The organism is Rhodovulum sulfidophilum DSM 1374 (assembly GCF_001633165.1).
GTDB classification, from domain to species: domain Bacteria; phylum Pseudomonadota; class Alphaproteobacteria; order Rhodobacterales; family Rhodobacteraceae; genus Rhodovulum; species Rhodovulum sulfidophilum.
Window position 1 is genome coordinate 2,403,777 of sequence record NZ_CP015418.1, and the last position, 22,800, is coordinate 2,426,576.

At 61.8% G+C, this 22,800-nt stretch carries 21 protein-coding genes, 2 tRNA genes and 2 pseudogenes; 16 read left to right on the forward strand and 9 right to left on the reverse strand.

Annotated elements, in window-relative coordinates:
* Window positions 1–279 precede the first annotated feature (279 nt).
* The 9 genes from A6W98_RS21965 (at window position 280) to A6W98_RS11385 (ending at window position 6,806) form a co-directional block, all read left to right on the forward strand.
* A complete protein-coding gene (locus A6W98_RS21965) occupies window positions 280–909 on the forward strand; it encodes a thermonuclease family protein (RefSeq protein WP_231098264.1) in 630 nt (209 codons plus the stop codon).
* Between the two features lie 396 nt (window positions 910–1,305).
* A complete protein-coding gene (locus tag A6W98_RS21075; protein ID WP_155734781.1) occupies window positions 1,306–1,767 on the forward strand; it encodes a hypothetical protein in 462 nt (153 codons plus the stop codon).
* Window positions 1,768–1,878: 111 nt separating this feature from the next.
* The gene (locus A6W98_RS11370; RefSeq protein WP_042461588.1) at window positions 1,879–2,826 is read left to right on the forward strand and encodes an MvdC/MvdD family ATP grasp protein; all 948 of its coding nucleotides are present in this window, start codon (window positions 1,879–1,881) and stop codon (window positions 2,824–2,826) included.
* Window positions 2,823–3,599, forward strand: coding sequence for a hypothetical protein (locus A6W98_RS21080; RefSeq protein ID WP_155734782.1), 777 nt, complete (start codon window positions 2,823–2,825; stop codon window positions 3,597–3,599). Before A6W98_RS11370 ends, A6W98_RS21080 begins: the two co-directional genes overlap by 4 nt.
* A gap of 449 nt (window positions 3,600–4,048) precedes the next feature.
* Window positions 4,049–4,702: a putative peptidoglycan-binding domain-containing protein gene (locus A6W98_RS20365; RefSeq protein WP_081251906.1), complete on the forward strand. Its 654-nt coding sequence runs from the start codon at window positions 4,049–4,051 to the stop codon at window positions 4,700–4,702.
* A gap of 323 nt (window positions 4,703–5,025) precedes the next feature.
* Window positions 5,026–5,472, forward strand: coding sequence for a hypothetical protein (locus A6W98_RS21085; RefSeq protein ID WP_155734783.1), 447 nt, complete (start codon window positions 5,026–5,028; stop codon window positions 5,470–5,472).
* On the forward strand, window positions 5,465–6,280 hold the full coding sequence (locus A6W98_RS21495; RefSeq protein ID WP_168161797.1) for a hypothetical protein: 816 nt from the start codon (window positions 5,465–5,467) through the stop codon (window positions 6,278–6,280). The genes A6W98_RS21085 and A6W98_RS21495 overlap by 8 nt, the downstream gene beginning before the upstream one ends.
* Entirely contained in the window at window positions 6,273–6,467 is a 195-nt protein-coding gene (locus A6W98_RS22355) for a helix-turn-helix domain-containing protein (RefSeq protein WP_042461593.1), read from the forward strand. Before A6W98_RS21495 ends, A6W98_RS22355 begins: the two co-directional genes overlap by 8 nt.
* A gap of 263 nt (window positions 6,468–6,730) precedes the next feature.
* Window positions 6,731–6,806, forward strand: a tRNA-Val gene (locus A6W98_RS11385).
* A 248-nt stretch (window positions 6,807–7,054) separates the two neighbouring features.
* Here A6W98_RS11385 and A6W98_RS11390 read toward each other — a convergent pair.
* From A6W98_RS11390 to A6W98_RS11400, 3 genes and pseudogenes are all read right to left on the reverse strand, one after another.
* Window positions 7,055–8,477 (reverse strand): annotated as a pseudogene (locus A6W98_RS11390) (IS1182 family transposase).
* A 130-nt stretch (window positions 8,478–8,607) separates the two neighbouring features.
* Window positions 8,608–9,021, reverse strand: a pseudogene (locus A6W98_RS11395) (SDR family oxidoreductase); the annotation flags it as partial.
* A gap of 94 nt (window positions 9,022–9,115) precedes the next feature.
* Window positions 9,116–9,574, reverse strand: a complete 459-nt coding sequence (locus A6W98_RS11400) for a hypothetical protein (protein ID WP_042461595.1) — start codon at window positions 9,572–9,574, stop codon at window positions 9,116–9,118.
* Window positions 9,575–9,824: 250 nt separating this feature from the next.
* On the opposite strand from A6W98_RS11400, the gene A6W98_RS11405 reads away from it, so the two are divergent.
* Entirely contained in the window at window positions 9,825–11,687 is a 1,863-nt protein-coding gene (locus A6W98_RS11405; protein ID WP_042461597.1) for a methyl-accepting chemotaxis protein, read from the forward strand.
* Between the two features lie 523 nt (window positions 11,688–12,210).
* On the opposite strand, the gene A6W98_RS11410 is transcribed toward A6W98_RS11405, so the two are convergent.
* A tRNA-Gly gene (locus tag A6W98_RS11410) sits at window positions 12,211–12,284 on the reverse strand.
* A 389-nt stretch (window positions 12,285–12,673) separates the two neighbouring features.
* Between A6W98_RS11410 and A6W98_RS11415 the strand changes: the two genes are divergently transcribed.
* Window positions 12,674–13,285, forward strand: coding sequence for a CDP-alcohol phosphatidyltransferase family protein (locus tag A6W98_RS11415; RefSeq protein ID WP_042461599.1), 612 nt, complete (start codon window positions 12,674–12,676; stop codon window positions 13,283–13,285).
* Between the two features lie 3 nt (window positions 13,286–13,288).
* On the opposite strand, the gene hisH is transcribed toward A6W98_RS11415, so the two are convergent.
* Together hisH and hisB are read right to left on the reverse strand one after the other, a co-directional pair.
* Window positions 13,289–13,927 carry an imidazole glycerol phosphate synthase subunit HisH gene (gene hisH / locus A6W98_RS11420; RefSeq protein WP_042461601.1) on the reverse strand — a complete coding sequence of 213 codons (639 nt, stop codon included), beginning with the start codon at window positions 13,925–13,927 and terminating at the stop codon, window positions 13,289–13,291.
* Between the two features lie 4 nt (window positions 13,928–13,931).
* Window positions 13,932–14,519 (reverse strand): imidazoleglycerol-phosphate dehydratase HisB, encoded by a 588-nt coding sequence (hisB, locus tag A6W98_RS11425; protein ID WP_042461604.1) that lies wholly within the window; start codon window positions 14,517–14,519, stop codon window positions 13,932–13,934.
* Between the two features lie 159 nt (window positions 14,520–14,678).
* Between hisB and A6W98_RS11430 the strand changes: the two genes are divergently transcribed.
* Entirely contained in the window at window positions 14,679–14,918 is a 240-nt protein-coding gene (locus A6W98_RS11430) for an Lrp/AsnC ligand binding domain-containing protein (protein ID WP_042461607.1), read from the forward strand.
* Window positions 14,919–14,939: 21 nt separating this feature from the next.
* Here A6W98_RS11430 and A6W98_RS11435 read toward each other — a convergent pair whose 3' ends face one another.
* Window positions 14,940–15,338, reverse strand: a complete 399-nt coding sequence (locus A6W98_RS11435; RefSeq protein WP_042461609.1) for an acyl-CoA thioesterase — start codon at window positions 15,336–15,338, stop codon at window positions 14,940–14,942.
* Window positions 15,339–15,581: 243 nt separating this feature from the next.
* Here A6W98_RS11435 and A6W98_RS11440 point away from each other — a divergent pair, with 243 nt between their 5' ends.
* The 4 genes from A6W98_RS11440 to tig all read left to right on the forward strand — a co-directional run bounded on the left by A6W98_RS11440 (window position 15,582) and on the right by tig (window position 21,215).
* Window positions 15,582–17,291, forward strand: coding sequence for an AfsR/SARP family transcriptional regulator (locus A6W98_RS11440; RefSeq protein WP_052678012.1), 1,710 nt, complete (start codon window positions 15,582–15,584; stop codon window positions 17,289–17,291).
* An 11-nt stretch (window positions 17,292–17,302) separates the two neighbouring features.
* Window positions 17,303–18,217: a phosphatase PAP2 family protein gene (locus A6W98_RS11445; RefSeq protein WP_231098266.1), complete on the forward strand. Its 915-nt coding sequence runs from the start codon at window positions 17,303–17,305 to the stop codon at window positions 18,215–18,217.
* A gap of 1 nt (window position 18,218) precedes the next feature.
* Window positions 18,219–19,619: a S8/S53 family peptidase gene (locus tag A6W98_RS11450; RefSeq protein WP_042461611.1), complete on the forward strand. Its 1,401-nt coding sequence runs from the start codon at window positions 18,219–18,221 to the stop codon at window positions 19,617–19,619.
* Window positions 19,620–19,883: 264 nt separating this feature from the next.
* On the forward strand, window positions 19,884–21,215 hold the full coding sequence (gene tig, locus A6W98_RS11455; RefSeq protein ID WP_042464981.1) for a trigger factor: 1,332 nt from the start codon (window positions 19,884–19,886) through the stop codon (window positions 21,213–21,215).
* 735 nt (window positions 21,216–21,950) lie between these two features.
* Here tig and rplI read toward each other — a convergent pair.
* Window positions 21,951–22,538 (reverse strand): 50S ribosomal protein L9, encoded by a 588-nt coding sequence (gene rplI, locus A6W98_RS11460; RefSeq protein WP_042461613.1) that lies wholly within the window; start codon window positions 22,536–22,538, stop codon window positions 21,951–21,953.
* Window positions 22,539–22,549: 11 nt separating this feature from the next.
* Window positions 22,550–22,777 carry a 30S ribosomal protein S18 gene (gene rpsR, locus A6W98_RS11465; RefSeq protein ID WP_042461615.1) on the reverse strand — a complete coding sequence of 76 codons (228 nt, stop codon included), beginning with the start codon at window positions 22,775–22,777 and terminating at the stop codon, window positions 22,550–22,552.
* Between the last annotated feature and the right edge of the window lie 23 nt (window positions 22,778–22,800).

The following is a 22,800-nucleotide window of genomic DNA, read 5'->3' on the forward strand; positions in this document are numbered from 1 at the left end:
TGCGAGTTGACGAATCGCCGAAGCGGACTTCCGCTTGGACCATGGAACATGCCTCAACCAAAGACGCAGACGACCAGTTTCTGCCGTTCGTCAATCACCTCTGATGCTGCGACGGGGCCCGTCATTCCCGACTTGCGCTACAGCTGACCTATCCACTGCAGGACGGGCAGCAAGCCCAGAAGTACCTAACAAATTCACTCTTGGCGGATCTATGATGTTATCATTTGCTTCCCTTGCAATCCGTTTGCCGTGGGGAACATCGCCTCGTACAGTTCAGCCATGTTGAAATTTCTTTTAAGAGCGCTTTTTAAGCCGACCTATCGGCCTAAGGCCAGACCAAACAGGAAACCTGTTAGAGAAGCGCTTGCCTATAAGGCAGGCCGCAGCAGCACCGTTTCTTCCGCGCAACCTGAAACGCCGCAGTCTGGTGCGCCACCAGCAAGGGGCGCGACGTTTGATGCTGAGACCGCTCACTCAGTCACGCTGCCGCGCGTGCTGGAAGGGCCAGCTTACGTCACGGACGGTGACACAATTACGATCCAAAAGACACAAGTGCGCCTTTACGGGATAGACGCGCCGGAACTAAATCACCCCTACGGCAAAAAGGCCAAGTGGGCCATGGTGCGTCTGTGTAAGGGCCATAATATACGCGCCGAAATCACTGATGAAGACGAATATGGCCGCACAGTTGCAAAGTGCTTCCTACCCGATGGTCGTGACCTATCCGAGGAACTGGTTAAGCAAGGCCTCGCTATCGACTGGCCAAAGTTCTCAGGTGGCAAGTACAGAGATCTTGAGGTCGCCGGTATCCGCAAGAAGCTTTGGCTTGCCGATGCGCGCCAAAAAGGCCGCAAGCACGTCTGGGAAAAATTTGATGCGAAAAAGAACGGTGAGAGAAAAGAAAAGTGAGCAATCGGCCCTTAGCAGACTATGGTGCGATGCGCGGCGGATGACATCTCCCAGACCACTGGTGAAGACTCGCTGACGCGTCGGCGCGTCGGTGTTCGCATGAACAAGGTTCTGCCTTGTGGCTGTGGAGGCCTGAACCGCCCCCAGTTCGACATCGAAAGGAACAAATTTCCAACTTCGGACCGCTGTTGAGTGATAGTAGGAGTCTTCAACAGTATCAGCCCTAAGCTGCCTACTGAGCTGGAAATCTCCCCACTGGCAAGCGGAATTCTAGTACCAACCCGACCTGTCCGATTAGACCCTTTGCACCCAAGCGCTCATCCGCTAGCTATAGGTACAGAAAGCCTGGGCCTTGAAGGGGCGCTTGAGGGCGCGAGTTTAAGAAGGAAAAAATAGATGTCTATTCGTACATCATGTCAATTATCGGTACGCCCGTTACTTTTTCGCGGCGCCGTTCCGCGGTCTTACGCTCCAGAGATCTCTGGCAGATACGATCCAGAGAGCTGCGTTTGGGTGGTCGAGCTCGGAGGGACGCGTCAGCCTATAGTACAAGCCGCAGATGAGGCGTTGCTTGAAATCCGTACCGTAACAAGAATCACCGCGGAAAGCGACGATGAGGAAGCTTTTGCATCTCGCTCTGCTACGCAATGTCTGGAACTCCAAACAAAAACGGAAACTCAAGCGGAGTCCGATGATCAGTGCATTAGCACAGGCACAATTTTAGAGCTAGAGACCAAAACATCTCACAATGTAGAAGAAGACAAGGCAGATATAGACACATTCTGTGATGCCAGCGCAAGCGTACCACCAAGCCTTATAGAGTTGATGACAAAAACGGATGTCCAAGTAGAGAGATGATGAGAGCATTCTGGAAATTTAGTCCCCTTTATTAGATGAGTAGTTCTGCCTCATCAAATCATGCGCAACCACCACTTGCAAGCAGCAGTGGTGTAATTTTGAGTTCAAGCGATGATATTACTAGCTACAAACAAGAGGGATATCACGTCGGACTTCATTGTCCTAGAGTTGAAGCGCAGGGGTATAGAATACTTTAGGTTAAATACGGAAGATCTTCCATTAGCAGATATTCAATTTGAGCCGCAATCTGGATGGAGACTGAAATTTGAAAAGTCATCTCTAAACCTATCCGACGTGCGCGCGGGTTACTTTCGAAGACCCGGTACGCCAGAAATACCCGGTGGTATTGAGGATCGTGGGGCTCAAGAATATCTTAAAAGCGAGTGGACTGCGGTGCTCAGATCATTGTGGAACTCTATGGAAGGAAAGTGGCTCAACTCTCCATTCTCCATCCTTCGGGCGGAAGATAAACCAAGACAACTTAGTGTAGCGACCGATATCGGCTTAAAAGTTCCTCAAACGCTGATTGGAAATACATTCGACGCAGTTCGCATTTTTCAAAACAACACTCCAGTTGTAGGAAAGCCTTTACGTCATTCACTTATCGATCACGGCCCAACCGGGTCTGTTATATTTACTCATAGAGTTGCGCCCTTGGAGGATCAAGATCGGGCTGCGGTTGAGATTTCACCTGTAATTTATCAGGCCGAGATAGAAAAATTCTTTGATGTGCGCGTAACTATCGTAGGTGCTCGTGTGTTTGCGGTCGCAATTTATTCCCAGACTCAACTTGAGACTCAAGTTGATTGGAGGCGCGGTGGACGACTGGATCTTCAGCATGAGGTAGTCTCACTGCCAGAGGAAATTTCTCAGAAGTGCCTTGCTCTTACGCGTTGCCTCGGGCTCCAGTATGGCGCGATTGACCTCGTCTGTGACACTGACGGGCTGTATTGGTTCTTAGAAATCAACCCGAACGGACAGTGGGCTTGGATTGAACGTCGCACTGGAAGCCAAATATCTCAGGCGATTGTTGACACATTAGTGGAAATCTCCTCGTGAAGTGGCGTTATAAGGTAATCCACTTTTTCTGGCCTTTTCTCGAGTCACCTCGTCCCTGTGAGATTGAGAGTAGCAGGGCAAGGCTTGAGCAGCAGAAAGATTCCATCCGAAATTTCTCTCCTGAGAGAGAATGTGATAAGGCGCTTGAGGAAGCGCTGCGCATATCTGACGCTGAAGAGAAGCGGCGCAATGGATCAGATCAGAAAGCTTCTACGTACTTAGTAGTTGTTTCAACACTCGTACCATTACTTGTCACTTTGGCGGCAACTGTTTGGGAAAGTAAAGTCGGAAGCGCACCAATGTATTTTAACATGTGTGCGCTGGCCTTGTCAGTGTTGTATGTTTCTTACGCAGGCGTTTGGGCCTTCCGTGTCTTGGAAGTCTCCGTGTCGCACCGCATCGGGGTTAGTGACATTCTAGGATCTTGGTCGGAAAATGAGCCCACCATCGAGATCACAAAAAAAACGCTTTTATGTACGGTGCAAAATCAGGATGGCATAAATAGAAAAATCACCTCCATAAAAATGGCTCATGCCTTTTTGCTTCGCGCGCTCCTCGCCTTCTCTATTATTTTGCTTGTTAATATCGTATTCTACTTTGCGAGCACCATGCTCTCCTCTTATGAAGGCAAGCTTAGGCATTGGGCCTGTAAGTTATTAATAACTATTGATATTCATCCGGATTCCTGTCGAGAAATTGATCTGTTGGGCAATCCCAGCCTTGCAAGTTTTTCTGCGAAGGAGGAACAGATCGATGCTCTCAGCACCTCATAAACGACCAGTAGCGACTGCACGAACAAAAGCTCCCTTACAGTTGCCGGTCGAGGACTGCTTTTCTCGCAGCTTTCCAGCCCACTGCGTACTGAGCGAACGGCAACTACCCGCCCGCCTGTATAGGTCGCGCGGCACCGAGGAGCGCGCTCCTGGCGGGATGCCCGCTTCCGTGATCTCGCTGAGCTCGGTTCGCACGCGCAGAGAAGGTCCGCAGTCCGCCGCCACCGTACTCGTCGCTTCCGGCCCTAACCGGACCTTCGCCCCGCTACAAGTATGCTGCAATGCCGCTTGTCGAAGCCGTAATTCGCCGCAAGTGCAAGATCGGTGCCATTCCGAGGATTAGTTTGGAACATTGAAATAGAGTGGGCTCGACTTTGAGGCAGTGCACCGTCAAGCTACAAGTTACGCCCTTGAAGTTTCTATAAGCTATCGAGAATTGTGGAGAAAAAATGAATTATTCACGTCGTCGACTACTGATACTTGCGCTGTCCGTACCGCTTGTTGCCTGTTCAACTGAGCAGAGCCAAACTCTGGAAGTTTTAGATCCTAAATCCCTTAGATTGGAGATGGTGCAGTTCATTGTTGACTATGAAGCACGCCGAGGTCCGGACGGAAAAGTGATCGCATACAAATTACCCAGAGGTGACGGAGGTGGACGGTTTGAAGTCGCGGGGATAAATGAAAGATATCACCGCGCGGAGGCTGTAAGGTTGCGTAGGATAATTGAAGCTGGATATCCCGATCAGGCAGAGCGAGAAGCCGTAAAGTACATTGCAGGCAAGACCGACTTTCCGGCAAGGGTTGCGAATTCCAATTCAATTAAGTTTCTTCTTAGGGACGTAGCGTGGAATCGTGGTCCCACAGGCGCGGTCCGAACTTTGCAAATTGCCTTAAATGTGCCCGTAGACGGAAAGATCGGCCCGCAGACACGTGGAGCGCTTGAGGCAGCAGAAGCCAACCCAATGGCTCTAGCATCTGCAATTAGATCTGCTCGCGAAACATACGAGCGACGTTGGGCAGGCCGCGATGAAACAAGCAAGTTTTGGGACGGTCTGGTGAATCGTTGGAACAAAGCTAGCGCCCAATCGAAAAAGTATCTGTAGCGAGTTTGCTGCGACTTCTTCCGGTTACTTCGACCCAGAGCCTACCTTCACGCTAGGTCCAGCGGATGACCGGTCCCGGCCGATAGCGATCGTTAGCGTCAGGTTCCATGTAGGTCCGCAGGCAGCCCGAAAGCGGTCATGAACCATCCTGGCGCAGTATCACAATGCTGCGGTCAGAACCTGAGACAGCTATACACAGAAGTTCTACCTTTAGCCAAAATCCTTATTCTCCCGCCGGAACCATCTGCCCTCGGGTCAGCTTGATTTTGAAACTTTTTTGGGTTCATTCTGACTGTGATTGAGTTGATGAAATTGAGGCTCCTATGTTTGAGACACTATTGGATCAGCTCAGCCAGGATGAAACACAGCGGACTCTGACCTGGCTTGGCGGCGGGCTGGTGGTCGGGGCCGGCGGCTTGTGGACCGTGGTCAAGTATTTCTGGTCAGAAAAGTCCAGCGGCGAAGGAAAGACAAAACGGCCTCCAGATGGAGAGGGTCGGGAAGTGCTGGCCGGCAACAGCGGTTTAGCTGCGGGCGGGAATGTTCATTTCGGCAACAACGTGACGGTTAGAAAAGGCATTGGCCGTGATGGCGTTTGGGCGATCTGCCTCGGAGGCCTTGGATGTCTGTTGCTGGCCGGTGCCTTTGCGGGAAACAATATCCAGACCGACAACGGAAGCCTTGCGACCGGAGGGGATATCTCCGGAAGCACGATAACGATTAACAATTCAAACGGCACAGCCCAGCCTGGCGAGGCCCCCGATGATTGATCGCGGCGCATCACTCCTGCTTGGGGCTCTACTCTGCTTCGCAATACCAGCTGACCCCGTCCGGGCCTTTGGCCGTGACGTGACCGCCTCTGGCTGCTCCCTGGCCACCGGGGGAAGTATCTCCAGCAGTGATGTGGAAATCATCTGCGGCATTCCGCCCGAGCTTTTTCAAGAGCTGAAAGAGGAATTTGATGCAGCCACCCAGGGGCTGAAGGAACGCACACAAGAGCAGAAGGAACTCTTGGCGCTGCTCAGGGAAAAGCTCTCGCTGAACGAGCGGCAGGTTGCCGCGGCGTTTCAGGCCGCAGGGGAAATCGATGTCGTGCCGGAGCGCTATGGCGAAAAACTTGTTGAAATCGCACAGCGTTACGCTGCTCTGAAAGAGGAGTTGGATGCCCGGCCCGGCGATGATCCGGAGATCGCGGCGAAAAAGCAGGAAGCTGCCAGAGCTCTGGAAGATGGCGACATGGATCTTGCGGACCAGCTGCTCGATGCCGTCATAGCATTGGAGGATCAGGCGCTTGACCAGCGCGCGCTGGAAGCTGCGGCCACTCGGGCGCAAAAGGCGGGACGGCCGGCCCATCGTCTGGCCCGCGCCGACCCATGGCGATCCGGCCAGCCCGGCGGTCCGCAAGCCCTCGCCCGCATTGGATGGGAGTGTGGCGGGCGAATTATCCGGGCGTTAACCGACACTGATCCGCTGGTAAGCGAGGCAACAGTCCGCGGCGGGCCACGCATTCGCTGGTTCACGGACAGGACCGGCCGGATCGTTCACATCGAGCGTGTGGAGGGCCAGGACGATGGGTGACACCCCACAACCGATTTACTTCCGCCCCAGGGACGCCAAGGCTCTTTTCGGGGTCAGCGCGAATACTGTCCGGCGGTGGCTGGAAAGGGCTGGCCCCGCCGTCCGAACGATCAAGATGGGGAACACCCGTCTGATCCACCGGGAGGAGATGGAGGTGTGGCTCGAGGCGAATGGAGAGAAGGCATGATATTGGCTGGTATGCTAGATGGTATGCTAGATGGTATGCCAGCCAAGGCTTTATGGAAAAAATACAATAAAATCAATGGTAGATGGTGCGGGCCGCCCGTACCAGACCCCGTCGGAGGGCGGCTGTGCAGCCGTTGGGGCTTGCGGCAACGCGCATCACCGGCTAGACCGCGCGGCGCGGCAGGCGAACGGCGCGCCATGGGCGTTTTTGCGTCGGATATGCCTGTCCGGAGATCGCCCGCAGATTGCGTGGCCGGATCCGGGGGGCCGATAGCTCAGGGGTAGAGCGGATGGTTTACACCCATCGACAGCGGGGGTTCGATTCCCTCTCGGCCCACCATCCCCAAAGTAATCATCTGAATTTGAATGTAAAATCGAGATTGTGGACCGCGCGAGAAGCGGCGTGGTCCACATTGCCCGTTGTCCGAACCGACCATGGACGTTTCCTGCCGATAGCCGCCGTTCATCGCCGCTGCGGCACGCCCTGAAGCCGCCAAGGTCCGGAGAGCGGGTATTCCGTTGAAAAACTCGGCTCGGCGATCGCATTTCTCCTCGCTCAGGATTTGCGGCGCCTGCGCCTATCCTTCCTCAACAGGCGACCGGTGGGATCGGAAGGAGCTTTGCGAGCTTCCGGAGGTTCTGTGCGGTGGCTGCGAGGTGGAATTCATCACGTGCGCCGCTCGGGCCCCGCAATCGGAGACGGCTGAGACCCAGGATGCGCTTCAAATGCGCGAAGAGCATCTCCACCTTTTTCCGGAGCTTGCAGGAGATCGCGTAGTCGGTGGTCTGGGTGATCGCACGCGCTCGATCCCGGGAGGGCTCGAAGATCGACCGGAGGATTTTGCGCGAGGGTTCTTTGGGGCAGCAGCGCGCCTTCATGTCGCAGGCATCACAATCGGCCTTGCCGGCCCGGTAGCGGAGCATGCCATCCTCATCGGGTTTCTTTTCCCGGGGTTTCGTGAAGGACCGCCGACTCTGCTTCAACTCCTTGCCGCCCGGGCAGGTGTAAACATCCCTCTCGACGTCATAGGCGAAGTCGGCGCGCTCGAATGTCCCGTCTCTACGGCCTGACTTGTCGATCACCGGGATATGGGGTGCGATGCCGCGCTGCCGATCCAGCCAGTCCAGCATGACGCCGGTGCCATAGGCGGTATCTGCGATCAGCCGTTCCGGTGCGATGTCGAAGGTATCGTTCACCCGGTCGATCATGGTCCGTACCGATCCAACCTCGGCCTGGCGGATCGACCGGGTGGCCTCCACATCGAGGATCACGCCGTTGTCGGTGTCGATCAGGTAGTTGGTGGAATAGGCAAAGTAGGCCGGACCTCCCCGAGCCCCGGTCCATTGCGAAGCCGGATCGGAATGGGAGGTGAACTTCGGCTCGACCGGGCTCGCTGCACCGAAGGCGGCGTCATCGAGCGTTTCCAGGTATTCCCTGACAGCCCGGGGCGCCTCTTCAGGGTCGATGCTGCCCGGCTGCCAGTCTGACTTCGGCGTCGAGTTCTGCCGGTTCGCGTCGGCCTGGATGATACTGGCATCCGCGGCGAGGCGCTGGCCTCTGGCCAGGCCCTCCGCGATGCACCGGGCCACAACGGTCTCGAAGAGATGGCGCAACATGTCGCTGTCGCGGAAGCGGCCATGACGGTTCTTGGAGAAGGTCGAATGATCCGGCACGGGCACGGTCAGATCGAGGCGGCAGAACCAGCGGTAGGCGAGGTTGAGATGGACCTCCTCGCAGAGCCGGCGTTCGGACCGGATGCCGTCCGGCATGGGCCTCGGACCAATGGCGGCACCATGCCGAACTGTAACCGACCAGAAGCATGCGGATCATCAGTTCCGGATCAACCGACGGCCGCCCCGTGGAGCTGTAGAACGGGGCCAGGTGCTGGCGGATGCCAGTCAGATCGACGAACCGATCCACAGATCGGAGCAGATGGTCTGGCGGCACATGCGCTTCGATCGAGAACTCGTAGAACAGAGCGCCTTGCGCTTCCTGCCGGGACCCCATCATCGCCGCTCACCTCTGACGGTTACAGCGATATTGAATCAACGGTCAGACCTTCGGACAAGTCGCGTTTTTCAACGGAATACGGGAGAAGCGGACGCTGGCGCTTAATTGGCCAGTGTCCGCTTCGTGTGCCTTAGAGTTTATTGATCGAGTTTCCGCCATCGGCGATCATTGCGGTTCCGGTCACGAATGACGCATGATCGGAAAGGAGGAAGAGAGCCGCCTGCGCGATCTCGGATGGGTCAGCCATGCGCTTCAGCGCGTGGAAATCCCGCACGACCTCATGAACAGCGGCATCCTCTCCAGCCATCGGTGTCATGGTGCCTCCAGGCAGGAGCGCGTTGACGCGGATGTTCTCGGGCCCATGTTCCGCCGCCAAAACCTGGGTCATGCCGATCAGGCCCGCCTTTGCCGCGGCATAGGCGGGCATGCCAGGCAGTCCGATCGTGTGGCCGACGAAGGAGGAAGTGAAGACAATCGAGCCGCCGCCGCGTTTGCGCATTGCCGGTATCTGATACTTTGCCGCATAGAATCCGCTGTTGAGATTCGGCCCGCCTCAAGCGCGCGGCTTCGGCGAGGCAGGCCAGAGTGGTCTCCTCGACATCCAGGACACGTTCGGGCTTGGCCCGGTCCGTGAAATGCTACAGCAGGAAGGTGCGGGAGGCTTCCAACAGCGCAGGGTGCGCCGCCTCGACGATGGCGTCGGCAATGGCGCGGTGCGGCGTCAGCCAGCCGTCCTCCTCTGCGGACATGAGGGACAGACCGGCAAGACTGTCGAAGGCACTGTCGGCGAGCGGAATGTTGAACTCCGGTGTGACAGCCTGAAACGCAGTCCGGTCGAACCTCTGAACGACGGCGAGCCGCGTGAGCACCTCCTGAACCGGATCCCCATAACCCCGCATGATGCGCGTCACGAGGTCTGCGCGCCAGGCCTCGAAGCTTGTTGCGGAAACGTTGAAATCCGCTGGAACGGCTTTTGTGCCAAGTTGGCGCCAGAGGGTGACCTGCAGGTCGAGCATCAGCGCATAGACCGGCGCGGTGGGATCGGGGGTTTCCCGGGCGCCTTCGATCATGGCCGCCCGGATCTTCGCGTCGTCCACCGGCACACCTTGCACAGCCACGCCTCGGCATCTTCATCCGGCAAACCGGCCAGCGGGTGCTGGTTGCCTTCCAGATCCGCTCTGACCGGGCCGCGCGGTTGTGGCGACATCAGGATGAGGCCGCTTCGGCGAGGTTGAAGCTCGGCCGGAAATGTAATTCGGCAGCATTTACCTAGATTTGCGAAGGAAGACGTTTTCTAAACTTTTTGCGGTAATAAGCATCTCCATGATCAATTGGAGATAGTTAAAAATGCCCGCTTTCCTGTATCGGATTCCGTCTCGGATCTACTCCATTGTCATTGTGGCGCTTGCGCTGTCGGCTCTTATCTCGTTTCTGCTTCTGTCGCGTGCTGTCGAAAACGCCTATGATATGCGCAAGACCGAGCTTCACGGCATGACGGATGCGGCGATCTCGCTTTTGTCCGGGCTGCAAGCCAGGGTCGCGGCGGGAGAGATAGACAAGGCCACGGCCGAGGCGCGGGGGCGCGAGCTGCTGGAGACGCTTCGTTTCGGCGCTTCCGGCTATGTCTTCGCGCTGACAAACGATCTGGTCATCACCGCGCATCCGATGCTGCCCGACTGGGTCGGGACGGACAAGTCCGGCTATGCCGACGTCAACGGGCTGAAGCTCTTTCAGGAAATGCGCAAGGTTGCCCTGCGGGACGGATCGGGACCGGTCGAATACTGGTTCAAGAAACCCGGCGAGACCGAGCCCGAGATGAAGCTAGGCTACGTTCAGGAATTCAAGCCCTGGGGCTGGTTTGTCGGAACCGGCGCCTATGTCTCTGACATCCAGGGAGAAATGGCCAGTATGCGGCACGCATCGGCGATCACGCAGATCGTTGGCATGCTGATCCTCGTCGCCATATCCTTCGTTCTGGTGCGCAGCGTCACACGGCCGCTGGCGAGCTTCGTGTTGTCCATGAACGACGTCGCCGATGCACGCTATGAGACCGCCATTCCGGAGGCGCGTCGCCGCGACGAGATCGGCGATCTGGGCCGCAATCTTGCCGCCTTCCGTGACAAGCTGGCCGAGTCCGAACGCCAGGCTGCGGCGCGCGAGGAGGATCGGCATGAACAGGAGCGGGTGGTCGCGGATCTGGCCTCGGGGCTGCGGTCCTTGTCCGAGGGCGACCTGACCAGCACCATCGACATGAAATTCGCCGACGACTACGAACAGCTCCGTCAGGATTTCAACGCGACGGTCGAGACGCTGAATGCGCTGATGGGCGAGATCGTCGAGAACGCGACCGAGATCACCACCCGCGCCGAGGAAATCTCCGGCGCCTCGGACGACCTCTCGCGCCGCACCGAGAACCAGGCCGCGACACTGGAACAGACCGCGGCAGCCCTCGACGAGATGACGTCCAGTGTGCGCTCGGCCGCCGAGGGCGCTGCGAAGGTGGAGGATGTCGTGCGCGAGGCGCGCGGCAATGCCGAACAGTCCGGCCTGGTGGTCAGGGATGCCATCGGGGCGATGGCCGAAATCAAGAAATCCTCGGATGGGATCAACCAGATCATCGGCGTGATCGACGACATTGCCTTCCAGACCAACCTGCTGGCGCTGAATGCGGGCGTCGAGGCAGCGCGTGCCGGCGAGGCCGGACGCGGTTTCGCGGTCGTGGCATCCGAGGTGCGGGCGCTGGCCCAGCGCTCCTCCGAAGCCGCCAAGGAGATCAAGACCCTGATCTCGGCCAGTTCCGATCAGGTCGAGACCGGCGTCTCCCTGGTCAACCGCGGGGGGGCGGCGCTGACCGACATCGTCGAACGGGTGGGCAACATCGCGGCGCTGATCGCCGATATCGCGACCGGCGCGCAGGAGCAGTCGGTCGGCCTCGGCGAGATCAATGTGGGGGTGAATGAGCTCGACAAGGTGACCCAGCAGAATGCGGCCATGGTCGAAGAGGCGAATGCCGCCGCGGTTACAATGAAGCAGGAGGCGGGCAATCTGCAGACCCTCGTCGCCCGGTTCCGCCTGAAGGGACCTGCCGCGGCCGTTTCTCCCCACTCCCGCACGGAGACCGCCATCCCGGCGGCTGCGCCGCCCCCCGCCGCCGAGTTCGAGCTGCCGAAACGCGCCGTCGTCAACGACGCTGGATGGCAGGATTTCTAGGCCTACGGTCCCGGCAAATGGTCGCGCAGAGCGGTGATGAACCGCTTCCGCGCCGGCGTCCGGATCGTGCTGATCCAGTGATTCCACCTGCGGCCGACGATAATTGCCTGCGACCATTCTGCGTCAATCGATGGGGGCGGATGAATCCCGCTTCCGGCATCGCAATATGCCATATCGAGGGCTCATGGTGCCCCTTGCGGATATGCCCGGACCGGAGATCGCGTGACCTCTCGGCCCGACCTTGCGTCGGGGGCGCGGCAAGGAACGCATGAGACGCATCGCGAAGAGGGTAACCGCCATCCGTGTTGTCTGCCGTATATTACCGACGCCTAGGCCATCCCGCAGAGCGGCAAGGGGCAAGATGGCGATCTGATGGAAAACCTGCCGGGACAACCGGTTCGAACCGGGACGCCGACATCCGCGTGGCCGTGCACACCATCAGATCATGCAATCAAGAAACGTGCCGACGGCAGTCGGGCCGAAACAGCGCACAGTGAGTGAGGGAACAGCCAATAGGGTTATGTGGAGCGGGTAGCGGGAATCGAACCCGCACTTCAGGCTTGGGAAGCCGGCGCGCTACCACTACACCATACCCGCCACGCCGTCCTCTTAGTTGGCTCGCCGAGGGGGCGCAATAGTGAATTGTCGAAATCTGGCCGCGGACTTTGGCCCCGGATGAGACGTGTCAGACCAGATGACGATGCTGCGTATAGGGTTCGGGTTGCGCCACCGGTCCGGATGCCTCGGATGTAATGCGCATGGCGCGCGGCTGATGCGGGCTGCCTTTGCCGGTGATACGGGGGAAGATGAGACGGCGGCAGATATAGTGGGAAAAGCCTGTCAGAGGTTCTTGAAGCGGTGGTGATGACCGTATTGCGTCCGAGCCGGCGCCCCGAGAACACGAGGCCCGAGAAAACCGGGCCGGTGAGGCCTTGCGGCCGGTGCTCCGGCACGGGCAGTCTGGGAGCGGCAGAGGAGGGCAGGGCATGCTGGACGGGGTCATGCGACGGCTGATCGACCCACCGCTCGACTGGCTGGGGATCCGGCTTGCGGCGTGCGGGGTGACGGCGGATGCGGTCACGCTGGCGGGGCTGGGGGCCGGGCTTCTGGCGGCGGCGATGGTTGCGCTCGGCGCGCCCGGGCTTGCGCTGGTGCCGCTGCTGGCGGGGCGGCTGGCCGACGGGCTTGACGGGGCGGTGGCGCGGGCCGGGCGCAAGACAGATTTCGGGGGCTATCTCGATATCGTGGCCGATTTTCTCGTCTATGGCGCGGTGCCGCTGGGGTTCGTGCTGATGGATCCGGTGGCGAACGGGGCGGCCGGGGCGTTTCTGCTGACGAGTTTTTATGTCAATGGCGCGACCTTCCTCGGCTTCGCCATCTTGGCCGAGCGGCGCAAGATGGAGACCCGCGCGCGGGGCACGAAGTCGCTCTATTTCACCGGCGGGCTTCTGGAAGGGACCGAGACCATTGCGTTTTTCGCCGCGATCTGCCTCTGGCCCGGCCTGTTCGCGCCGCTGGCCTGGGGCTTCGGCGCGCTGTGTTTCGTGACCGCGCTGTCGCGGGTGCTGCTGGCCCGGCGGGTGTTTCCCGAGGGCTGAGGCTCAGGGCGCCCAGGCGAGGAAATTGGCGATCAGCCGGAGTCCGGTCGCCTGGCTTTTCTCGGGGTGGAACTGGGTGCCGATGGTGGTGCCGCGCCCGACGATGGCGGTGACCGGCTCGCCATAGTCGCAATGCGCGAGCCGGTGCGCGGGATCGGCGACGCGGAAATGGTAGGAATGCACGAAATAGGCGTGATCGCCGGTCGCGATGCCGTCGAGAACCGGATGCGGCGTCTCGATCACCAGATCGTTCCAGCCCATATGCGGCACCTTCAGATGCGGGTCCCCGGGGGCGATCCGCACCACCTCGCCGCCGATCCAGTCGAAACCGGGGGTCACTTCATATTCTAGCCCGCGGCTGGCCATCATCTGCATGCCGATGCAGATGCCCAGAAACGGCCGTCCGCCCGAGATCACCGCCTCTTCGATCGCCTCGAACACGCCGCGATGGTCGAACAGCGCGCGGTGGCAGGCCGGATAGGCGCCGTCGCCGGGCAGCACCACGCGGTCGGCGCGGCGGATGGTGTCGGGGTCCGAGGTGATCGCCACCTCGCCCGCCCCGGTTTCGCGGGCGACCCGTTCGAAGGCCTTCTGGGCGGAATGCAGGTTGCCCGACTCGTAATCGACGATGGCGGTCAGCATCGGTCTAGAGCGCTCCCTTGGTGGAGGGGATGGCATCGGCCTTGCGCGGGTCGGTCTCGACCGCTTCGCGCAGGGCGCGGGCCACGGCCTTGAAGGCGGCCTCGGCGATATGGTGGCTGTTGAGCCCGTGCAGGGCGTCGACATGCAGCGTGATCCCGCCATGGGTGGCGAGCGCCTGGAAGAATTCGCGCACCAGTTCGGTGTCGAAGCCGCCGATCTTTTCTGTCGGGAAATCGACATTCCAGACCAGATAGGGCCGCCCCGACAGATCGAGGGCCGCGCGCAGCAGCGCATCGTCCATCGGCAGCAGGCAGGACCCGTAGCGGCGGATGCCGCGCTTGTCGCCCAGCGCCTGGGCCAGCGCCTGGCCGATCGCGATGCCGGTATCCTCGACGCTGTGATGGTCGTCGATATGGGTGTCGCCCTGACAGCGCACGGTCATGTCGATCAGCGAGTGGCGCGCGAGCTGGTCGAGCATGTGATCGAAGAAGCCGACCCCGGTGGCCATATCGTAGCGGCCGGAGCCGTCGAGCCCGAGCTCGACCGAAATCTCGGTCTCGGCCGTCTTTCGCGTGATTTTCGCCGTCCGCATGGGGCCTCCGCCTGTTGGTTCCTGCCGCTTATAGGCGCGCCCGGGCGCGGGGCCAAGAGCCCGGCAGGCCCGGCCTCGGGGCGCGGAGGGCCGATTGCGGCTTGAAGGCGGCGGATGCTCTGATAGGTTTGCCCGTGATCAGCCGAGAAGGAGCCGCCCATGACCGCCTGCGTCTTTGTGCAACTGCGCTGCCGCCCGGGCAAGACCTATGAGGTGGCCGAGGAAATCGTGCTGCGCGAGCTTCATTCCGAGCTTTATTCGACCAGCGGCGATTTCGACCTGTTGATGAAGCTTTACATCCCGGAGGATCAGGATGTCGGCAAGTTCATCAATGACAACCTGCTCGACATTCCGGGCATCGACCGCTCGCTGACGACGCTGACCTTCAAGGCGTTCTGAACCAGGCCCGCTGCCTCACGCTCAGCCGGCCTGGACCGGATCGGGCAGGGGGCGCGAGCGGCCGTTCCCGTCGATCGCGACGAAGGTGAAGGTGGCCCGGGTCACCTGCTCGCTCCATTCCTGACAGCGGGGTCGGTGCCAGGCGCGGACCTCGATGGTCATCGAGCTGCGCCCGCGCTTGACCAGATGGGCGTAAAGCGTGACCTCGTCGCCGACCTTCACCGGTTTGAGAAACTGCATCCCCTCGACCGCGATGGTGGCCGCCCGCCCGCGCGAGACGCGCGCGGCGACGCTGCCCGCGGCAAGGTCCATCTGCGACATCAGCCAGCCGCCGAAGATGTCGCCCGCCGGGTTGGTGTCGGCGGGCATGGCGATGGTGCGGATCACGGGCTCGCCGCGTTCGGGGGAAAGCTCGGGCATGGCTGGCGGTCTCCTTGGTCCTCGGACGGCTATAACGGGTCGGTGCGGGGCTGAGAAGCGCGCGCCGGGTACGCTTTGCCGCAGGTCCGCCCGTCGCGGCCTGGACCCCTGTCGGGCCGGCGGTGAAATTAACGGTAGCCTGACGGGGCCGGGTTAGCGTTAAATCGGTATTAATTCGAGTCGGAGAGCGGGCCCCGGGGGCAGGGCCCGCACATCATGTCGATAGCGTCTGGGGGGGCGGACATGACGAAGACCGAAAGCGGCGAGCGGCCGGCGCGGCTTCATTTGCTGGGCGCGCTTTGCCTGACCGATGCCGAGGGGCGCGATTTCACGCCGAAAAGCCGCAAGGCGCAGGCGTTGCTGGCGCTTCTGGCGCTGTCGCCGCGCGGCACGCGCACCCGGATCTGGCTGCGCGACAAGCTCTGGAGCGAAAGCGACGAGGGCCGGGCTTCGGGCAGCCTGCGGCAGTCGGTCTATGAGCTCAAGGGCGCGCTCAAGGGCATCGATGCCGGGATCCTGACCACCGAGCGCAACGCTCTGGGCCTCGATCTCGACCGGCTCTGGGTCGATCTGCGGGCGATCCGCGAGGGCGGCGGAGCGCTGCCGGCCGGGGTCGATCCCGATGCCGACCTGCTGGAAGGGTTCGACATTTCCGACGAGGAATTCGAGGATTGGCTGACCATGGAGCGGTCGGCCTGGGAGCGGCTGCGCGAGACCCTGACGGCGGCTCCCCCGAAGGCTGCAGACGCGCCGGCGCCGCCCGAGGCGCCCGCGCCGCGCCGGATGCCGCGGGTGATCGAGATCGGGCTGCTGCCCGGCATCGTGCATGGCGGGCTCAGAAGCGGCGCCTTCATCGGCGATTACATCATCGAAGCCGTGGCCCGCGCGCTTCTGGACTATCACCCGGTGCAGATCGTCGATCTGCGGGAGGCGGGAGAGGCCGAGCCGCGCCCGGGCGAGCCCGATTTCCTGATCCGCACCCGGACGCTGGTGGTCGGCGATACCGCCTCTGTCAGCTTTCTGGTCTATGAGAACGGCACCAACACGCTGGTGCTCAGCCAGTCGATGCAGACCCGGCAGAAGGATTTCTACGAGGACGAATTCGCGCTGACCAACCAGTTCGTGGCGCAGAATGTCGACCATCTGGCCAAGATCATCGGCGGCACCCGCGACGGCCCGAGCGGGATCCGCAACGATTACAGCGCGCTGATCGGCTATGGCGTTCTGGCGGGCATGTTCGATCTCGACCCCGGGCGGATGCAGGCCACGACAGATGCGCTCGACAGGCTGAACGAGCGCACCGAGAACAGTCTTTTCCCGAGCCTTGGTGCCTATGCCAGCTCTTTCGCGCTGGGCGAGAATATCGGCGGCTGGGACAGGGCTAGGCGCGAGCGGACCGAGGCGCTGGCGATGGATCTGTTGCAGGCCAACCCGTTCAACTCGATCGCCCTGGCCTGCATCGGCCATGTGATGGGCTTCGTGCTGGACCGCCACGACATCGCCGCCGACATCTTCGGCCGCGCCGTGCGGCTGAACCCGATGCAGGCCTTCGTCTGGGACCATCTGGCGCTGCACGAGCTTTACTGCGGCGATCTCGACCGGGCGCGCGCCGCCTCGGACCGGGCCGTCAATCTGGGGAAATACAGCCCGATCAGCTATACCTACGAGACCACCGCCTGCATGGTGGCGACGCTGTCGGGCGATCATGCCCGCGCCGTGGCGCTCGGCCGCCGCGCGCTGCTCAAGCAGCCCCGCTTCAACGCGGCGATGCGCTACACGCTGGCCGCCTTGGGCCATCTGGGAGAGCGCGCCGCCGCCCAGGCGCTGGGCGCCGAGCTGCTCCGGCTCGATCCGGGCTTCGGCGACCGTGAAACACGCGAAATGCGGTTCAGACTGCCATGCCGCGAGGCCAGCGCGCATGTGCTGGAGGGGATCGAACGGGCCGGTTTCTGAGGGGGGAGAACGTGACCAAGTCTCTGGATATATTGAAGAAGGCCGAATTCGTCGTGACGACGGCGGGTCTTGTCCTGAAAGGCACGGGCGGCAGCCTCGGCGATGCCGGCTTTCCCGGTTTCGACGGCGCCGAGGCCGCCTCCGGCGGGGCGCTTTCGACATTGCTGGCGATGAACCGCTCGAGCCTGAACCGAAATCGCAACCGGAACCGCAATCGTAATCGGAACAGGAACCGCAACCGCACCACCCGCGAGAACCGCGAAAGCGGCGCCGATACCGACGGCGCGCGGCTGACGCTCGAGCCCTGGCGCGAACGGGCGGCGCTTTACGGGATGGAGGCGCAATGGATTGATCTGCCGGTGGCGCTGCCGCCCGCACTCGACCAGCTGCGCGCCGAGGCGATCGAGCTGTTGAAAAAGCAGGTTCGCCTTGCCCGTGTCGATCAGGCCATGCGGCGCGAGGAGATCCTGCGCGAAAGCCGGCTGGAGCTGTCGGCCTATCTGCGTCCCTATGGCATCGAGGGCCGCTCGGGCTATTCGGCCACCATCGGGCTGGTGCTGCTGGTGCTGCTTCTGTGCGACGAGATCGGGCTGCGCTACAAGGAGCGCTTCGACGTCCTGCGCCCCAATACGGTCGAGCCCCGGCTGCGGCCGTTCCTGCCGATCCCGGCCCATGCCTCCTATCCCTCGAACCATTCCTTCCAGTCCTTCTCGGTCGCCTTCGTGCTGTCGCGGATCGTGCCCGAGCACCCGGCCAGTTCCGAGGTCTTCGTCGCCGCGCGCCGGGTGGCCGAGAACCGCGAATGGGCGGGGCTGCACTATCCCAGCGACACCCGGGCGGGGCATGACCTTGCCCGCATGATCCTGCCGGTCCTGGAAATCGTCTGCCGGGACCAGATGCTTGCCGCCCAGAAGGAGTGGATCTGACATGTTCGGAGACGAGACCGGCCGGCCGCAGGGCCGCGAGATCTATGACGACTATGCCGCGCTCTGGCATCTGGAAAGCATCGGCGTGCTGGGGCTTCTGCGCGACGGGCCGAGGCCCTGCAAGGGCCGCAAAAGCCGCGTTGCCGTGATCGATACCTCGGTCGCGGTCGATCATCCCTGCCTTGCCACGGCCATCGACCGGGATCTTGCGATCGATTTCTTCTCGAATCGGCTGGGCGCCTTTCCCTGCCATCCGGGCGATCACCGGCTGCGGCTCGATCCGCCCAATCTCGCAACCTCCGTGGCCGACGATCTGCCCGAGACGCGGGCGCTGCTTGGCGAACTGGTCGACCGGCTGTCGCCCGGGGCGGTGGCCCATGTGAACGGCGTCGCGCCCGCCACCTCGCCCGATTTCTCGAACCATGGCACCGCCATCGCGGGGCTCGTGGGGGCGCGTCCGGCGCTGGTCGAGATCGCGGCCGAGTATCGCGGCGCGGGCGCGCAGGCGCTGTCGGTGCCGCTGCCCTATGCCGGCGTCGATCCGTTCTGCGAGTTGGTGCCGATCTCGACCAGTTTCGACACCGATCCCGAGATGCTGATCCTGGCCTTCCTTTATGCCGAGATCATCGGGGCCGATGTGGTGTTGCTGCCGCGCTCGATCCCCGATCCGGGGCGGCTCGTGCCCGAGCTGGGCGGTGTCGATCTCGAGGGCGAGGATCTGGGCACGCTTGCGACCCAGGTCGAGATCCCGCCGCGCGAGCGCGCGCTGTGGGACGAGCTGGCGCGGCTGATCGTGGCGGTCTCGATGCGCCGGCCGGTGGTCTGTGCGGCGGGCAATTCGCAGGAAAGCGGCGGCATCTATCCGGCCAATCTGGCCAGCGAGCATAATGGCGTGATCGCGGTCGGCGCGGCCAATGCCAAGGGCATGGTCGCGGGCTATTCGCAGGCCGCGGGCGCGACCGTGCTGGCGCCCGGCAACGATGTCGAGACCTTCGACCGGGTCTCGGTCCGGCTCGACGAGCAGCAGGCCCGCTTTGCCGACCGGCTGTGCCCGCCCCGTAACGACAACCGCAAGTTCTCGCATTTCGAGATCGTCACGACCGACGTGCCGGGGCGCCATGGCTATTCCTACAGCCCCTATGCCAGCGACGAACCGGCCGAGGGCCTGCGCGAGTTCGGATCCTATTTCTGCCGTTTCGGCGGCAGTTCGGCGGCCTCGGCCATCGTTGCGGGCTTCGTCTCGCTCGGCCGGTCGCTGGGCGAGATCGACGATTGCGCCGATGGCCCGGCGGCGCGGAACTGGCTTCTGTCGCGCTGCGTCCCGATCACGACCGACGAGGGCAGCTTTCTGTATCCCTCCTGGACCGGCAAGGTCAGCTTTCCCGATCTCTACGGGCTCTGAGACCGGCCGGACCGGCCTTGCGCGCACGCCTGCGCAAGGCCGCTTCGCGCCGTCGAGCCCCTTGCCCCACGGGAGATGCTCGCGTAGAAGGCGCCGGAAGCGTTTCCGGGGGGCGAAGCCTGCCGTGCCGAGGCTCGTGGACGCGGAGCAAGCAAGTGGTTGTTTCCGAACGACCGGCGTCGAATTTTGGGGGCTGGCGCCGCAAGGCCCGAGGGGCATGCCCCGCCGGTTCCAGCTGAAATGGATGAGAAGGACGATACGCAGATGCAGGTCACCGAGACCCTGAAAGACGGCCTGAAGCGGGGCTACACGATCACCGTGACCGCCGCCGAACTGGAGGCGAAGGTCAACGAGAAGCTCGCCGAGGCCCAGCCCCAGATCGAGATGAAGGGCTTCCGCAAGGGCAAGGTGCCGATGCCGCTGCTGAAAAAGCAGTTCGGCGAGCGCCTGATGGGCGAGGCAATGCAGGAAACCATCGACGGCGCCATGAGCAGCCATTTCGAGGAAACCGGCGACCGCCCGGCGATGCAGCCCGAGGTCAAGATGACCAACGAGGACTGGAAGCCCGGCGAGGACGTCATCGTCGAGATGAGCTACGAGGCGCTGCCCGAGATCCCCGAGACCGATCTCAAGGCGATCAAGCTCGAGAAGCTGGTGGTGGAACCGGCCGAGGCCGAGATCACCGAGGCGCTGGAGAAACTGGCCGGCACCGCCCAGACCTATGCCGACCGCCGCAAGGGCTCGAAGGCCAAGGACGGCGATCAGGTCATCATCGATTTCGTCGGCAAGCTGGGCGACGAACCCTTCGAGGGCGGCTCGGCCGAGGATTACCCGCTTGTGCTGGGCTCGGAGAGCTTCATTCCCGGTTTCGAGGCGCAGCTGGTCGGTGCCAAGGCCGAGGATGACATCACCGTCACCGTCACCTTCCCCGAGAATTACGGCGCCGAGAACCTCAAGGGCCAGGAAGCCACTTTCGACGTCAAGGTGAAGGCCGTGAAGGCGCCCAAACCCGCCGAAATCGACGACGAGCTGGCCAAGCAGTTCGGTGCCGAGGATCTCGACGGGCTGAAAACCCAGGTCGCCGAGCGTCTGAAGACCGAATTCGGCGGTGCTGCCCGCGCGGTGATGAAGCGCGCCCTTCTGGACGAGCTCGATACCGCGGTGAGTTTCGAGGTGCCCCCGAGCCTGCTCGACGCCGAGGCCGGGCAGATCGCCCACCAGCTGTACCATGAAGAGCATCCCGACGATCACGGCCATGACCATGGCGAGATCGAGCCGAGCGAAGAGCATCTGAAACTGGCCGAACGCCGCGTGCGGCTGGGCCTGCTGCTGGCCGAGATCGGCCGCAAGGCCGAGGTGACGGTCTCGGATAACGAGATGACCCAGGCGGTGATGGCCCAGGCGCGCCAGTTCCCCGGTCAGGAACGTCAGTTCTTCGAATATGTCCGCCAGAACCAGGCGCTGCAGCAGCAGATCCGCGCGCCGCTGTTCGAGGACAAGGTCGTCGATTACGTCTTCGAGCTGGCCGAGGTGACCGAGAAGCCGGTCAGCAAGGACGAGCTGCAGGCGGCGGTCGAGAAGCTCGAGGAAGAATAAGGCGACCACCGTCCGGCGCCGCTGCCGGATAGAGGTCCCCTGATGAAAGGCCGCCCCGAGGGGCGGCCTTTTGCGTGAGGGGGCATGGCCTGCTGGAAGGCGTCGAAGGCCACTATTGCTGTAGCGCCCCGTGTTGGGCTCTCTTCGGCCTGTCGATTCAGAAAAGCGACCGCATCGACCTCTTTGAGGGCAACCGGACTGCTCTGATCCTGTTGAAAACGCGCTTGATAGTCTGCGACGTGTCTTTGTGGGCGGTTCTGTTTCAGCGCGATCCCGCCTTTCTAACAGGCCCTTTCATGCCGTGTGCAGAACAACGTTTCGTCCTCGGGCGATCACCCCGTCGCAACAGCAGTTTTCCAACATAATCCTCTGAAGGTGCCATTCGCGCCGGTGGTGTCGGGATCGGGCAGGCTGGACAGGAGGGGTATCGGAAACAGGCCGTGGAACGGCCCGCAGGTGGCGGGATAAGCCGATGATGGTCAGGCCCCGGGAGGGCAGGGTATCGTTGCTCTGTTGGCCGGGTTCGTCGCGGTCGACCAAAGGAGGATCACGCGGCCCCGGTTTCGAATGTTCCTGGTGGCGCTTTCGGAGGGAGGAGGCTTCGGAAAAGGAGATCGACCTGTCCGCCGATGCGTCAGGGGTGCCATCAGGGCCGGACAGCCCCCGAAACGGAAAGCGCCGCCCCCGGGGATGGGGACGGCGCGATATCTGTGCCGAATGGCGTCGAACGGGCGATCAGGCCTGCTCGTCGTCCTCGTCGTCGGAGGCTGCCGATCCGATATCGTCGAACAGTTCCTGGATCTCGAATTCGGCCGCGGCTTCTTCCTCGGCGGCGAGATCCTGGATCGACTTGCCCGAGGCCTGAAGTTCGGCCTCTTCGGTCGAGCGGGCAACATTGACCGACACGGTCACGTCGACCTCGGGGTGCAGCAGCACATGCACGGTGTGCAGGCCCAGCTCCTTGATCGGACCGGCGAGGACGACCTGCTTGCGGTCGACCGAGAAGCCGGCTTCGGTCGCGGCATCGCCGATGTCGCGGGGCGAGACCGAGCCATAGAGCGCGCCGCCATCCGAGGCGGAACGAATCACGACGAATTGCTGGCCGTCGAGTTTCTCGGCGAGCGCTTCGGCTTCTTTCTTGGTTTCGAGGTTGCGCGCCTCGAGCTGGGCCTTGTCGGCCTCGAAGCGGGCGATGTTGGCCTCGTTGGCGCGCAGCGCCTTGCTCTGCGGCAACAGGAAGTTGCGGGCGTAGCCGTCCTTGACATTGACGACTTCGCCCATCTGGCCGAGCTTGGCCACGCGTTCCAGAAGGATCACTTGCATGGGGTCGCTCCTTACTTCACGGCGTAGGGCAGCAGGGCGAGGAAGCGGGCGCGCTTGATCGCACGGGCCAGTTCACGCTGCTTCTTGGACGAGACGGCGGTGATCCGCGAGGGCACGATCTTGCCGCGCTCGGAGATATAGCGCTGCAGCAGACGGGTGTCCTTGTAGTCGATCTTCGGCGAATTGTCGCCGGAGAAGGGGCAGACCTTGCGGCGGCGGAAAAACGGTTTTGCGGCCATGTGTTAGGCTCCTTTGCTCAGGC